A 14,442-nucleotide genomic window follows, 5' to 3' on the forward strand; every position below is an offset into this window, starting at 1 on the left:
GGCGCTTGCGGCGTTACCTTAGGTGTCCTTCTATGCGGGCACCCGTTGCGCGGCGGCGAATTGCATCGCGTCCTCGGTTAGCTCGCGCCCGGACCGGCAGCGCTATACTTTTCCGACGTCCGCCAATCCCGCATCATCGCTCCCTGTTCAATGTCTGAATCCGTCCAGTTCCAGCAAGTGTCCGAGATACCCGGCCTCGTGCTGAGTACCGCGCGCTTCGCGGATTTCGGTTTCGAGCGCCATTTCCACCTCGATCTGCACGTCGGGCTGGTGACGGATGGCGTGCAGCGCCAGCGAGTCAACGGAAAGACCGTACTGCACGGGCCCGGGTCCATCGTGCTGATGCCGCCAGGCGAGATTCACGATGGGGTCACGGCGGACGGCAGTCAATCCACGCTCAAGACATTCCGCCTGTCGCAGGAACTCCTCGCCCGTGTGGCCGAGGAGATGAGCGGCCAGCACCGCGAGCCGGAATTCGGCGGCGCCTTGCTTGAAGACCCGTTGCTCGCTGGCCATCTTCTGCGCCTGCACGACGCGATGCTGCGGAGCAATGGCGCGGGCAGCCTCGAGGTGCAGACGGAATGGCTGACTTTGCTGGAATGCCTGTTGAAGCAGTCGCGCGCTGTCGTGCCTGAACGGGTTCAAGGCGCACTTTCGCGGCTTCAATGGGAGCGCGTCCGGGACTATTGCTTCAGTCATCTCGGCGACAAGATCACGCTCGACGAACTGGCGGGGTTATGCGGGCTCGGCAGGTTCCAGTTCCTCAAGCAATTCAAGCAGACCGTCGGCATGACGCCCCACGCGTGGGTGCTCCGTCTTCGTCTCGAACGGGCTTGTGCGCTTTTGTCGCGAAGCTCGCAGGCGATTGCAACCGTCGCCCAGGAAGTTGGTTTTTACGATCAAAGCCACTTCAATCGCGCCTTCCGGCAAGCGTACGGCGTCGCTCCGTCGTGCTACAAGGCGTGAATCCGGGTAACCGGGCCGATGGCTGCGGAGCGCCGGTTTCAGGGCGTTCCCGCCTCTTAGCTTGATCGCCGATCAATATTTTACAAGTCGCGCGGCCTCACTCTACGTACGATGCGCCAATTCGGGGGGAAGTTCTCCGCCCGTCGAGTTGAGGACAGGACAATGGACAGTAGTGATCGGGCATACGGTGGCACGGCGCCGGCTATGGGTTTCACGAGCGACAACATCGCGGGCGCATCTCCCGAGATAATCGCGGCCCTGGCTGCGGCCAGCACCGGGCAGGCCGGCCCATATGGAGGCGATGAACTGACGGCTCGCGTCGAACGCAAGCTGGGTGAAATCTTCGAGCGCGAAGTCGACGTGTTTCTGGTGCCCACCGGCACCGCTGCCAACGCCCTGTGCCTGAGCGCGATGACGCCGCCCTGGGGCAACATCTATTGCCATCCTGCGAGCCATATCAACAACGACGAGTGCGGCGCCCCCGTGTTCTACTCGAATGGCGCGAAGCTGGTCACCGTGGATGGCGCGTCTGCGAAGATCGACCCGGCAGCGCTGCTAAGCGCGGCCCGTGTGAAGGTGGGCGATGTCCATTCGACGCAGCCTTCGTGCGTGAGCATCACGCAGGCGACGGAAGAGGGCAGCGTCTACTCACTGAACGAGATCGAGGCGTTGGCGGAGGTGTGCAAGACATCGTCCATCAAACTTCATATGGACGGCTCACGATTCGCCAATGCATTGGTGTCGCTCGGCTGCTCGCCTGCCGAGATGACATGGAAGGCTGGGGTGGACGCGTTGTCGTTGGGGGCGACCAAGAATGGCGCGTTCGCAGCGGAAGCGATCGTGCTGTTCGATCCCTCCCTTGCACCCGAAATGGGCTACCGCCGCAAGCGGGCGGGCCATCTGTTCTCGAAGATGCGCTTTCTTGCGGCGCAGATCGACGCGTACCTCGCCGACGATCTATGGTTGCGCAATGCGCGCCAGGCCAACGACGCCGCGCAACGTCTGACGCGCGGACTCGCCGGATTGAGCGGCGTTGAGGTGCTCGGCGCGACTGAGGCCAACATCGTGTTTTGTCGCTTGCCTGCCGAAGTCATTCAGGCGCTGCTTCAGGCAGGCTTCGGGTTCTATCACGATCGTTGGGAGCCGAACGTTGTCCGCTTCGTAACTTCTTTTTCTACCACGGCTGGGGATGTCGATAACCTGCTGGCGCATGTGACGCGCGCTGTTCACACCAATCACGCGGGCAACCGATAGCCGCTTCGATGCAGCGTGGCAGGCGGCGCAAGCGGAGCAAAGACTCAAAGCTCCGAACCTTGCGCCGAATCTTGCAGGTGAAATGTCAGGCGAAGAGGTTGATCATCGGGATGGCGTGTCTGGACGACGAATGCGTTGCCGATTGCGATGCCTGCTGCTGCGTTTGGGTCTGTACCTGCTGCTGCATTTGAGCCTGTACCTGCTGCTGTTGTTGCTGTTGCTGCTGCTGCTGAGCCTGCATCTCCGTCTTCATCAGTTGCTGTATCTTCGCTTCCACTTGCTGGCGCTCTTGCGGCGACATGCTTTGCAACTGCTGGGGGGTGATCCCAAGCTGCGCCAGGATCGAGTTTTGCATCCGTTGCGCAGGCGTTTCGTTGACGTAGCCGGTCAATTGGCCGAGCAGGGACTGGAACGATGTGGTGGTGCCGTTGCTATTTCCGTTGGCAGAGGAGTTTGCAGCGGGGACCGAGGCCTGCGCCGTGGGAGCCGGGTTGGTAGCCAACCAGTTCTGGAAATTTGCTGTACCGGAAGCGCTGTAGACGAGTGCAGTCATCGAAAATCCTTTTGTGCGGGAGCGGGCTTATTTGTAAGCATATAGATAATGCCGCTACGCTAAATCAGAGTCAATGAAAATGGGGTACGCTTCAGTTTTCGTCAAGGAATCAGTGCTGGGGTTTGTTTCCTGTCGGTCAACGTTGGTTTGTTGAGTGGATTTGAGCTTTGGGAGGCTCGATGGCAGCCCGTATCTATGGGGCGTGCGGGAAGTTGCCGGAGTGATCGGAAATCCCTCAAGCGCTGCGATGTGTCACGTGGACCATCGCGGTGCAACGGGCCCATCGGCATGGGCGTTGAAGTTCACACTACCTTTAATGCACTCAAAACAATGCACGCAAAACAATGCACGCAATTGGACTGTTGAGACCTACGTCCGCGTTGCTGCCGAGCTACGTTTCGGCCCTAGCCGATGGCTCGACCGTCGCTCGCCTGCCCAGTGTCGTCCGGTGGATCTGGGACGGCGAGTTTAGCGGGGCAATCGGATTTCGTTGGCAGGCTGGCACAGCCGAATTGTCGCCGTACGTACTCGGACATATCGGCTTTTCAGTCGTGCCGTGAAAGAGAGGCAACGGCTACGCCAGGCAGGCGCTCAATTTGATGTTGGGCGAATCGAAGCGCCAAGGTTTGTCCTACGTCGAGCTCACGGTTGATCCCGAGAACCTGGCCTCGCAGAAGGTTATCGCTGCGTGTAATGGCATCTTGATCGAACGCTTCAAGAAGACCGCCGCCTATGGATTCGCCGAGTCTCTTCGATATCGCATTGAGTTAGACGACTAGAGCACCTGTCACGGCCTGTTGGGCCACAGGCGATCAGTCGAAGATAATGCGCGACGCGACAACAACCATCCGCTCCGCCTTCGCAAACTCGCGCCCATACCTTCGTCATTTCTCCGGTAGCCGCGGGACACCTTTAGCCAGCAGTTCCTCGATATCAATGCCCTTGTCTGCCAGTAACTTCGTGATGGCCCCACTCAGCTCTCCTAATGTCTCCTTAACCGATTCCCGAATCGTATCCACGACAACCTGAGTGCTGCGCTCGATCTAGATGTTGACGCTGTCGTTGACGCCTTTTGCGTCGAAGGTGGTTGCGCGCCGCGTCTCGGGAATCAGCCAGATTTCAAACCAGCCTTCATCCCGATTGATATCCGAAACGGTAAGGCTACAGCCGTTAATGGCTATGTAGCCCTTCGGGAAGACGTATCTACGGAAATCGGCAGGTACCCCAATGCGAACCATCCGGTTGTATTCGGACGAAGCAATGTGAATGATCGTACCGGTGAAGTCGACGTGACCAGACAGTGGATGTCCACCAATTTCTGCCCCGTCTTTGGCTGCCCGCTCGACGTTGACTCTTGCGCCCGCCTCCAAATCTGCCAAGGTGGTGATTCTCAGACTCTGCAGCATGACGTCGAAATCAACCAGCACAGGAGACAGGATGGCTGTCACCGTGAGGCAGACGCCATCGACCGAAACACTGGCGCCGATTTCGATCCCGTCAGTAAACCGTTCGGGGAACTCGATGCTGAATGCTCTGAGTTCCCCATGATCCGTGACGGCTTTGATGACGCCGACACCCTGCACAATCCCCGTAAACATCCGGCTTCCTCCGCAAATTCATGGAGCAATGATACTTGACGTGTCTCCCTATCTGGTGTTTTTGCGGGTTGGCCGAATGCTTAAACGGCGCTTCCGGCCGCGGAGAATGAGCCTGAAAACATCACCTCTGTGCAAACCACTCCATCAACCTCCCGTGACCCGGTCCCAACCGTGCCGCACGGCGGCCTTGAACCGTTCCCACCCACTATCCGGATAGCGCGACTCCCAATTCTCGCGAGCATTCGCTTCGACCCGTTGCCAGTCCTGTCCACGATACCGCTCGTCCTGTCCGAGGGTGGCTCCATGCGAGTAGGCCCGCTGATATTCGTCGTATGACGCACCCGTGCTTGCGTAGTGGGTGTCATAGTCATCGCGAAACTCGTCGTCGTAGGGCGCATCGTCTAGCGGGATGCTCATCATGGGATCGCCCACGGGTCCTGTCCTGGCGCTCGCCTCCGGACGCGTCGTGACCTGCTGCATCCCGCCAACCGTATTCGGCATGGCTGAAGAGGCGGCGGTGCCTTGCGTCACTGTTCCGCGGACGGCGGGCGTCTCACGGGTGGATGCCGTCGGTGCAGTCGCAACCGGCGCCATGTCGCGCGGATCGTCGACATATTCCGTTGTCCTCGACAAACCTGCCGTGCCTGCAGCCCGTCCGGCCTGTTCGCCGTGCGTGATCGGCTCACCTCGTTGCGTAGAAGCCGGCTCGTAGTGGCTTGAATACAGCCCGGAGTAATCGCGGGTCGTCGAGCTTCCCTGATGCATCGTCTGCCCTGACGTAACCCTCTCCACAGAACCATTTCGCCATACTTTGGCGCGCTCCTCGATGTCGGTTGCGCCCGAGCGCCGCATCAGATCGCGAGCCAGATCGACCTGGGTCGCGGAAACATCGGCGCTGACGATCGTCCCGCCACGGCGGATCAATTCCCGGTAATCCTCGGTTTCCGCCGGATACTGGCCACTCTTGAAGAGCCGTGCGAACAACTGCTCGAGCTGATCGAAGACGGGGTTGTGATGGCGCACGTCACCGCTGTCTGGCGCATAGACACGTGGTCCTTTTTCAACGGGTGCGTCGGCTGACATCGAGTAGACGGCGATATCGGCCTGGGCCACGCCCGCCTCGCCCAAGGTTCGTTGTGCCGAGCGTGCGTCGGCGTAGTGCTCGAACACGCCTATCACGGTTTGTCTCATGATTGTGCCCTCCGGAATGGTGGTGCGGCAATCTCGCCGCGGTACGGGTAGTCGACGCAACACGCGTGCCTGCAACGGGTAAATAACTGATTGCCGAATGGGCGCAAATGCAGCGGTGCCCCTCACCTAAACTGTCATAGACGGCGACAAGACTGCGGGACTTGCAAACAGTGCAAGAACAAGCAAAAAGGAGGTAGCCAGTATGAAGTCGCTCATTTACGCGGTCGCTGCGGTCGCGGTCTTTGCCGCGCCGGTCGTGTCGTTCGCCCAGTCGAATGAACCCGTCACCCGCGCCCAGGTTCAGGCCGAGCTGTCGGCACTGGAACAGGTCGGATATGACCCCGCTCGTGGCGAGGACGTGCATTACCCGGACGACATTCAGGCCGCCCTGATGCGGCTTGCGGCGCACGCGTCCAACTAGCTGAAGGAAACAGTTAGGGCTACGTAGGCTATCTGCGCCGCAGCACATTTCCGGCGGCGCAGTACTGGCCCTGAGACAAACGCGATTCGTCAGGCAACGCGCACTACGCCACGCGGGCCGTATCCACGGTTGCTGAAATCGTCTACGAGCGCTTAAGACCTCAGTCCGCACCCATGCGCGTTTCGTCGACGAAGCTTTCTGTCGCGTCATCCAGTTTGCGGCCCTTGCGGCCCGCCGGTCCGTGCACATAGAGCACCTTGACGCTGGCACTTTCAGACGGAGTAGCAGGCGGCGTCATGGCGTAGCGGACCTCGCGCGCGTGGTCGCCCAGTTGCAGGTTCGGATTGAACACCGAATTGAAGCGCCACAGCATCCGCACGAAGTTGGTCTGTCCGCGCATCACCAGCCGGGCCGCTTCGCTCGCTGCGCCGCGCAATGCGCTCCAGCCGAGGTGCTTGCGGTTCAGTACCTGCTGCGTGCGCACCAGTTCGCGATAGAACTCGGGCAGAGGCAACTTCGTCGGCAATACGGCGTGCTGAATGTCATAGAGGCGGTAGTCGAGGCTCGTCAGCTGGCGTTGCTCGCGCAGCCAGATTTCCGTTCCTGGATAAGGCGTATTCACGCTGATGTTGACGATTTCGGGAATCTCCAGACACCATTGGCGGATCGCTTCGAAGCGATCGTGGTCCCAGTCAGGATCGGCGATCAGATTGATCGCAACCGTGATGCCGAGCGAGCGCGCGAACGCGAGCGCTTCGAAGTTCTTGTCGAGATTGACGCGCTTGCGAAACGCCTTGAGCCCTTCCGCGTCGATCGCTTCCATGCCGATAAACATGTATTGGAGGCCCAGTTTGCGCCAGTATTCAAAGACCTCCTTGTTGCGCAACAGCACGTCGCCGCGTGTCTCGAGATAATACTTTTTACGTAGGCCGCGACGCTCGATTTCGCGGCCGATCGCCATGCCGTGATCGGCATGCACGAAGGCGACATCGTCGACAATGAACACGCCTGGCTCGCGAATCGACGCCAGTTCGTCGCCGATCACCTCGGGGCTGCGTGAGCGATAGCTGCGTCCGTAAAATGTCCAGGCGCTGCAGAAGGTGCAATCCCAGGGACAGCCGCGCGCGAATTCAATGGACGCACACGGATCCAGTACGCCAATGAAGTATTTGCGCCGATGCCGTAGCAAATCGCGCGCGGGGCGAACCTGATCGAGGTTTTCCGTGAAACCTGGCATCGGTCCTTCGCCGCTGCGGGTCACGACGCCCGGTATCGAGAGGAGATCGGCACGGCGCGCAACGCCGTCGAGCAGCTCGGTGACTTTCGCCTCACCTTCGCCTTTCAGCACGCAATCGATCGCGCCGTCGGCGTGTTTGAGCATGTCGGCTGCCGTGAATGACGCGCTGTGTCCGCCCACGAACACGAAGCAAGCGGGCCATTGCGCCTTGATGGCTTTCGACAGATCAATGATCTCGGGAATGTTGGCGAGATAGTTGCCGGAAAAGCAGACGGCATCCGGCCGCCATTTGCGAATCAGCCGCTGCAGGTCACGATGCGATTCGACTTGCAGGTCGATGAGTCTGACATCATGCCCAGCGTCGCGGAGCACGGCCGCCACCGTCTCCAGGCCGAGTGGTTCGAGTCGCAGGAAGACACGGGTGTACATCAAGCCACTGGGATGCACGGCGAGCACTTTCATGAGTTCTCCTTGCGGCAGACCGGGCGCGTCCTGGACGGGCGGCTCCTGGCGATTGTACTGCCCATGGTCGCGGCTTGCGCGCACCGACCCCAAAGCGCAATGTTCAGACCTTTGCGCGCAGCGCATTGCTGCGTATCCTGTGTCGATCCTGCAAGACGTCAATCGTCGTAGGAGTGAAGTCCAACCGGTCACGAGCCTCCAATGCGCCGTTTTCGCTGGAGCCCGGCCGCCATTGCAATCCGATTCAGGAGAAACACTATGGATACACCCGGCAATCCGATCTTGCAGGTTCTGGACGACTACAAAGCTGCGGTTTTCGCGAAAGACATCGATTTGTTCATCGCACTGTATGACGAGGACGTGCGCGTCTTCGACATGTGGGGCGCATGGTCGTATGCCGGCATCGCGGCCTGGCGGGCGATGGCGGAGCGCTGGTTCCGCTCGCTGGACACCGAGCGTGTGGTCGTGGAGTTCAGCCATCCTGAGGTAATCGTCACGCAGGATCTTGCCGTGGTTCATACCTTCGTGACCTACAAAGCCGTTACCGCGGACGGCGTGGATCTGCGCTCGCTGGATAATCGGCTGACTGCGGTACTCAGGCAACGCGGTAACGCATGGAAGATCGTTCATGAGCACACCTCAGCACCACTAGAGGCCGAGACGGCGAAGGTGATTTTCAAGCGCGAATAGTCGCAAAACCTCATGCGCGTTCTCTCCGGAAACGCCACCAGCATTGGGTCGTAAGCATTCGGAAAGAATGTGCGCATGCGCATGCCATATCGCTCGTGTAAATTTGGAAGTCATCATCCGGAGCGAGTCCATTGCCATGACGCCATTCGATCAAGCCAAAGCCGACAACTCACCGTCCAGCCAGGAGCGCTGGCCTCATTTGCGGTTCCACCTTCCCTACAATCACGCGACCTCGACGTTCGGAGATGGCTGGTTCGCGCTCAAAGCCGAAGCTTTTGCGCGCTTCTTTGGTACACCGACGTTTCTCATCGGGCAGACGCTGGTGGTCGGGATCTGGATCATCGTCAACGTGGCGGGTTTCACGAAATTCGACGTCTACCCGTTCATTCTGTTGAATCTGGCCTTCAGTTTGCAGGCTGCGTACGCGGCGCCGTTGATCCTGCTGGCGCAAACGCGCCAGGCCGATCGCGACAAAGCCCTTGCCGACGCGGACGCACGTCATCGCGAGGACATCGCCAAGGCCGCCGAAGAGCGGCAACTGCATATGGCCGAGCACACCGCGCAGATGGCCTCACTGTTGCAGCAGAACACTGAACTCACGGAGATCACGCGGCAACTGAGCGCGAGAATCGAAGCGCTGACCCTGGAAATGCACGCCAAGGTCCTGTCGGCGAGTTGAGCGCGGATCGCGCGCCGCCCTGGTGTCAGAAGCCGATCGTCGCGGTAGCCATGAAGGTGCTGGTGCTCGACAGCCGGTTCTTGCTGCCCACCGTCGGGACCCAGCGCAGTGAGGCGCTGAGGGGCGTCTTGCCGGAGAGTTTCGTGTCATACGTCACGATCGGACCGATGCCCCAGTCGTAACCCCGAAAGCCATTGAGTTTGTCCGCGGTCGGTCCGCTGTCGTTGCCCAACTGTTGAACCGTACCCACGATCAGACCGGCCCCAAGACCGCCGCCGAAGCGTTTGAGCGCCATGACGTCGAGCGTGAACACCGGCGCGTTCTGATAATTGGTAGCGGAGTTGCGGGTATAGAACTCGACGCCCGCAGTCGTGTCGAATTCCATGCCAAGGGCCGGTATGAGCTTGGTGTACGCGACCGTCGGGATGAAAGTCCAGTTGTTCAAGCTGACGTTGGCAATGTTGTTCGGATCGTACTTGCCAGTCGGGGCCCAGATATTGACGCTGAAGGACACGTGATCGGTCGGCGAAATGTGGTACCCGGCGATGATCGGCGTGAAGGCAATATCGAACAGACCTGAGGCATCCTGTGAGATACCCGCGGTATGGTTGCCAATCCCGAGCGCCGCGCTCGCGCTGGTCCATGCATAGGGCAGCGTGAAACTCGACGCAAAATTCCATGGACCGGGTCCCGTGTTCCATACCTTCAGCACCGTAGCCAGCGTGAACGACACCTGCGCGTCGAGCCCTAATGTTGTCTTGCCGCCGATCGGCACCGAACGGCTCCCGCTGATCGAACCATCGAAGTAGATCTCGGCCAGATTCACGAACCACTCGGGTTCGGGCGGAACGATGCCTGCGTCTGGCGTCACGCCGGTGCCGGAGATAGGACGGCCGAGCGCGCCTTCGGTGCCATGTGCGACAAGCGGCATTCCCAGCATCAGGACGAGCGCATAGGTGCTGCAGATTCGCTTGAGCATGGTTCTCGTCCTTTAGCCGGCGGTTCCGACAAACCATCTGTAGTAAGGGTTATCTGCATCGATCTGCATGACGTGGCCAATATCGTTCTGCCATGCGTCGCGGTCGCCTCGGTACGCATCGAGCGCGGCGCCATAGAAGGTATGCAGCGTGAGACGCGAGGTTTGCATGGCGGCGAGGAAGTCGTGGTCCGCGCCCGTTAGAGGCGGCTCGCTGCGGAGTGCCAACAATCGGCTCAGCACACCAGGGAACGCGTCGTCACGGACCCAGTTCGCGTATTCGATACGAGGTTGGTCATCCGTCACGGGCGGCGCGTCCGCGGCGTAATACTCCAGACCGGCGCGGTCGGTGATCCAGGTCGCCAGCAAAGCGGCAGGCGATGCGATACCGACCTCACGCAACGCTCTGGCGACTTCCGGCGGTTCGAAGCGCGCGCGGATGCGTCGTACGTCGAGCTCGATCGGTTGCATCGAACCGACTAGCATCATCTCGTGAAGCTCGGTGGTCCACAGCGTCGCGTAAGGGAACGTCTGCACGAAACTCTTGATCAGCGAGCGCGTGTCCTCTTCGTTCTGTGTGGCGAGCGGTAGCCATTGAGCGACCAGTCCGCCTGACTCCAGCCGCGATGCCGCGAGACGGTAGAAGTCGGACGAATACAGATTGACGATGCCGGCTGCCGAAGGCGGTGGCGGCTCCAGCGTGATCAGATCGTAGCGCTCGGTACTGCGAAGCAGTTCGTGACGGCCGTCGCGCACGCGGATTTCCATGCGCGGATCGGTGCTCACGCCATAGTTTCCATGGAACTGCGGCGAGGCACGCACGACCGCAGGTAGCAATTCAGCGACGACGCGCCGTTGAAGTCCAGGCCAGATCGACAATGCGCCGCTGGTGATGCCGGTTCCGAGACCGATCACGAGCGCCGAACGCGGTGGGTCGCGGTGAATCAGCAGTGGCAGCAGCGTCTGCAGGCGCATGTAGCGCAGCGAGGTCATGGCGTCGCCGGAGTTCGACACGCCCTGGATATAGAGGCGGTTGAAGTGGTTTTCGCCTGAGGACTGTTCGACAACCGCAACGGTGCCACCCGCGCTTTCCTCGTAAAAGCCAAGCGTGCCGCCGTGCGCCTGGGCCAGCAGCGTAGCGAGCCGGTCGGCGGGTGTGAGGATTGCGGCAATCACGGAGACAGTCGCCAGTACGGGCACCCCCCATTTGGCGAAGCGCAGCACGGACTGGCCGCGTAGCACGGCAAGGAGCCCGAGCGCGCTGGCTGCAAGGGCGAGCGCGGCGAGCGTATGAACGAGGCCGAGTCCGGGCACCAGCGCGAACCCGGCAATCAGGGTTCCGGCAATGCCGCCGGCCGTATTCAACGCGACGACTGCTCCCACATCGCGTCCCAGGTGTTCGCTAGTGACGCTCAGGCGCAGTGCGAATGGAAATGCCGCACCTAACAGCAGCGTCGGCACGAAGACGATACACAGACTGGCCACTGCGAAGCGGGCGCACATGGCGGCAAGCAGGTTGCCGGTCGCATCAAGTAATGCATGCGATGCCTGGGACTGCCATTGAGGGAGCCAGCTTCCGAGAAGCGCGATCTCCAGCAAAGCTACGAGCCCTGCGGCAGCGATCAGCAACGCGAATACGCCCCATGGATCGCGTACCCGCTCGACCCGCCGCGAGACCAGCGCGCTGCCGAGTGCCAGGCCGAGTAGATAGGTGGCCAGCACCACCGAAAAGGCGAAGCTGCGGGTGCTGATGAATTGCACGATCGTTTGTGACCAGACTACTTCGTAGCCCAATGCAATTCCACCGGCGATGGCGTAGATGGCGAGCGCCAGCCGGGCGCGGTGCGCTGGCGCGGCGGCAGGCAGCGTGGCAACACTCGCTGCCGCTGCAAGCGGAACCGAGCGGCTACGAGCGCCGCAGGTGAGGATAAACGCCAGCAGCGCGGCTGCCGCGTTCAACAGGGCGGCGGCGCAGGCGCTGCCTTGTATTCCGAGCGTCGGAATCAGAAGAAAGGAAGTGGCCAGGGTGCCTGCGATCGCACCGGCTGTGTTGGCCGCATAGAGGCGCGCGCCTGCGCGACCCACATGCTTCGTCTGTGGCGCCAGGGCTCGCATGAGAACGGGCAGCGTGCCGCCCATCAGCGTGGCGGGCAAACCGACCAGCACGGAAGGCAATGCCCACGCGAGCACGCCAACCTGCTCCTGCAACGCAGCGAACGGCGCCGCCGCACGCGACAGACCATAGGTGCAGGCTAGCCCCCATATCAAGGTGGCGGCTTCCAGACCGGCATACAACCGCAATGGACGTGCACTGCGATCAGCCCGCCTGCCAAAAAACCAGCCACCCACGGCGAGGCCCGCAAAAAACGCACTGACGCCGATCGTCACTGCCTGGACTTCCACGCCCACCACGAGCGAGAGTTGCTTGATCCATAACACCTGATAGATCAGCGCAGCCGCACCCGACGCAAATAGCAGCAGCGCGGGCCATACGATAGCGAGCGTAGGTGTCGCCGATTGCTCCGTCTGCGCCATCTCGCGCGGTGCAGTGCGGCGCAAAGTGCGTTCCTGTTCGCGCCGCTCACGGCGCGAGGTTTTGGCATGAGGCGCGACGGTATCGGTCATGGGTAGTGATCGAAGATCCAGCGGGTAGACTCCGCGCCCGCCGCCGCACGAAGCGGCGACGGGCGCGGCCGACGGGTGGCCTATTCGAGCCCGCGCTTCCTGAACGACTCGTCGATCTTCTTGTCGACCTGTTTGCGTACGCCGTCTACGCTAAAGCTCGCTGGCCGCTGACTCGGCGGATAGGCGACGAACGTCTGCAGGAAGACCGACGCTTTCATCGTCGCGATACCGGTCAGATACGCATTCTTGACGAGCCAGTCGTTGTACTGATCGGACGTAATATCCGCTCGCTCATAAGGGTCCATGCGCAGATTGAAAATTTTCGGCAGGCGCAGACACACGAGCGGATCCTCCCAGATGTTGAGGTTCCCCGGCGCTCGCTGCTCGCAGAACACCGCTTTCCACGCCATACCGTCCTGATCCCAGCGCATCGCTACCAGCTCGCCGTCGTCGTCGAAGTAATAGAACTCGGTGCGAGGGTCCTTCGTGGTTTTGCCGGTCAGGAACGGCAACTGGTCGTAACCGTCGAGGTGCACCTTGAAGTTGGTCGCGCCCGCTTTGGGCGCCCAGCCCTTGAGCAGCCTGTCCTTCACTCCGGTGTCGCCGGCTGCATCGAGCAGGGTCGGGAACCAGTCGAGTCCCGAGATCATCTGGTTGGAAACCGAGCCCGGCTTGATGTGACCCGGCCAGCGCACCATGGCCGGCACCCGGAACGCACCCTCCCAATTGGAGTCCTTCTCGCTGCGGAAGGGGGTCATCGCGGCGTCGGGCCAACTGAACATGTTGGGCCCGTTGTCCGTGGTGTAGATGACGATGGTGTTGCTGGAGATCTTCAGGTCATCGAGCAGTTTCAGCAGCTTGCCGACGTCCTGGTCGTGTTCCCACATGCCGTCAGCGTATTCGTTGCCCGCCATGCCGCTCTTGCCTCTGTATTCCGGTCGCACGTGGGTAAAGACGTGCATTCGCGTGAAGTTCATCCACACGAAGAACGGCGTACCGGCCTTGGCCTGCTTGGTGATGAAGTCCGCGGCGTGCTGGCCGGTTTCATCGTCAATCGTTTCCATGCGTTTGGTCGTGAGCGGACCAGTGTCCTCGACCTTACCGTCAGCAGTACTGTGAATCACCCCGCGCGGCGAAAAGTTCTTCACGAACGGGTCGCTCTTGTCCTTCGGCCAGTACGGACGCTCGGGTTCTTCTTCGGCATTCAGGTGGTACAGGTTGCCGTAGAACTCGTCGAAGCCGTGGTTCGTCGGCAGATATTCGTTCTTGTCGCCGAGGTGGTTCTTGCCGAACTGGCCGGTGGCATAACCCAGCGACTTGAGCGCCTGCGCAATCGTAATGTCGCCCTTTTGCAACCCCACCGGTGCGCCAGGTGCGCCGACCTTCGAGAGCCCGGTACGGAGCGGCGACTGGCCTGTGATGAACGACGAGCGCCCGGCGGTGCAGCTGTTCTCCGCGTAGTAGTCGGTGAACATCATCCCTTCACTGGCGATGCGGTCGATGTTCGGCGTCGTGTAGCCCATCAGGCCATGCGTATACGCGCTGACGTTCGACTGTCCGATATCGTCGCCGAAGATCACGAGAATGTTCGGCTTGGACGAATTCTTCGCGGCTGGCTGGGACGCAGGCGGCGCCGAGGCGGTCTGTGCGGACGCGTCGGTGGGCGAGCCGAGGCCCCACACACAGACCGCCGTGATCGCCAGCAACGACATCCCGGCGGCGTAGCACCTTTTTCGCAGGAACAGTCTCATCGTTTCGCTCCAATGGAGTGGCTTCCAGTCTGCCCGTTG

General features: G+C 60.9%; 10 protein-coding genes and 3 pseudogenes. 6 read left to right on the top strand and 7 right to left on the bottom strand.

All coding sequences use genetic code 11. From position 1 onward, the window contains the following. Positions 1–150 precede the first annotated feature (150 nt). Together P3T43_RS29455 and P3T43_RS29460 are read left to right on the top strand one after the other, a co-directional pair. Entirely contained in the window at positions 151–966 is an 816-nt protein-coding gene (locus tag P3T43_RS29455; protein ID WP_429284527.1) for an AraC family transcriptional regulator, read from the top strand. A 162-nt stretch (positions 967–1,128) separates the two neighbouring features. Beyond that, complete coding sequence (locus P3T43_RS29460; protein WP_429284528.1) at positions 1,129–2,220, top strand: threonine aldolase family protein; 1,092 nt, start codon at positions 1,129–1,131, stop codon at positions 2,218–2,220. 85 nt (positions 2,221–2,305) lie between these two features. Here the strand turns inward: P3T43_RS29460 and P3T43_RS29465 are convergent, their stop codons facing one another. Beyond that, on the bottom strand, positions 2,306–2,773 hold the full coding sequence (locus P3T43_RS29465) for a hypothetical protein (protein ID WP_429284529.1): 468 nt from the start codon (positions 2,771–2,773) through the stop codon (positions 2,306–2,308). 575 nt (positions 2,774–3,348) lie between these two features. On the opposite strand from P3T43_RS29465, the pseudogene P3T43_RS29470 reads away from it, so the two are divergent. Continuing rightward, positions 3,349–3,552, top strand: a pseudogene (locus P3T43_RS29470) (GNAT family N-acetyltransferase); the annotation flags it as partial. A 105-nt stretch (positions 3,553–3,657) separates the two neighbouring features. Here the strand turns inward: P3T43_RS29470 and P3T43_RS29475 are convergent. Continuing rightward, positions 3,658–4,371: pseudogene (locus P3T43_RS29475) on the bottom strand (riboflavin synthase subunit alpha). A gap of 144 nt (positions 4,372–4,515) precedes the next feature. Beyond that, a complete protein-coding gene (locus P3T43_RS29480) occupies positions 4,516–5,562 on the bottom strand; it encodes a hypothetical protein (RefSeq protein WP_429284530.1) in 1,047 nt (348 codons plus the stop codon). A gap of 202 nt (positions 5,563–5,764) precedes the next feature. Here P3T43_RS29480 and P3T43_RS29485 point away from each other — a divergent pair. Next, positions 5,765–5,968 (top strand): annotated as a pseudogene (locus P3T43_RS29485) (DUF4148 domain-containing protein); the annotation flags it as partial. A 175-nt stretch (positions 5,969–6,143) separates the two neighbouring features. Here P3T43_RS29485 and hpnR read toward each other — a convergent pair. Continuing rightward, complete coding sequence (gene hpnR, locus P3T43_RS29490; RefSeq protein WP_429284531.1) at positions 6,144–7,682, bottom strand: hopanoid C-3 methylase HpnR; 1,539 nt, start codon at positions 7,680–7,682, stop codon at positions 6,144–6,146. Positions 7,683–7,883: 201 nt separating this feature from the next. On the opposite strand from hpnR, the gene P3T43_RS29495 reads away from it, so the two are divergent. Both P3T43_RS29495 and P3T43_RS29500 read left to right on the top strand, forming a co-directional pair. Next, positions 7,884–8,372, top strand: coding sequence for a YybH family protein (locus P3T43_RS29495; protein WP_429284532.1), 489 nt, complete (start codon positions 7,884–7,886; stop codon positions 8,370–8,372). A 136-nt stretch (positions 8,373–8,508) separates the two neighbouring features. Further along, the gene (locus P3T43_RS29500; protein WP_429284533.1) at positions 8,509–9,051 is read left to right on the top strand and encodes a DUF1003 domain-containing protein; all 543 of its coding nucleotides are present in this window, start codon (positions 8,509–8,511) and stop codon (positions 9,049–9,051) included. A gap of 25 nt (positions 9,052–9,076) precedes the next feature. Here P3T43_RS29500 and P3T43_RS29505 read toward each other — a convergent pair whose 3' ends face one another. From P3T43_RS29505 to P3T43_RS29515, 3 genes are all read right to left on the bottom strand, one after another. Further along, positions 9,077–10,030 (bottom strand): SphA family protein, encoded by a 954-nt coding sequence (locus tag P3T43_RS29505; RefSeq protein WP_429284534.1) that lies wholly within the window; start codon positions 10,028–10,030, stop codon positions 9,077–9,079. Between the two features lie 12 nt (positions 10,031–10,042). Next, positions 10,043–12,562: a fused MFS/spermidine synthase gene (locus tag P3T43_RS29510; protein ID WP_429284608.1), complete on the bottom strand. Its 2,520-nt coding sequence runs from the start codon at positions 12,560–12,562 to the stop codon at positions 10,043–10,045. A 170-nt stretch (positions 12,563–12,732) separates the two neighbouring features. Then, the gene (locus P3T43_RS29515; protein WP_429284535.1) at positions 12,733–14,403 is read right to left on the bottom strand and encodes an arylsulfatase; all 1,671 of its coding nucleotides are present in this window, start codon (positions 14,401–14,403) and stop codon (positions 12,733–12,735) included. Positions 14,404–14,442 lie beyond the last annotated feature (39 nt).

Origin of the sequence: Paraburkholderia sp. GAS41, from assembly GCF_050436545.1 — a bacterium.
In the GTDB taxonomy this organism is placed as follows: domain Bacteria; phylum Pseudomonadota; class Gammaproteobacteria; order Burkholderiales; family Burkholderiaceae; genus Paraburkholderia.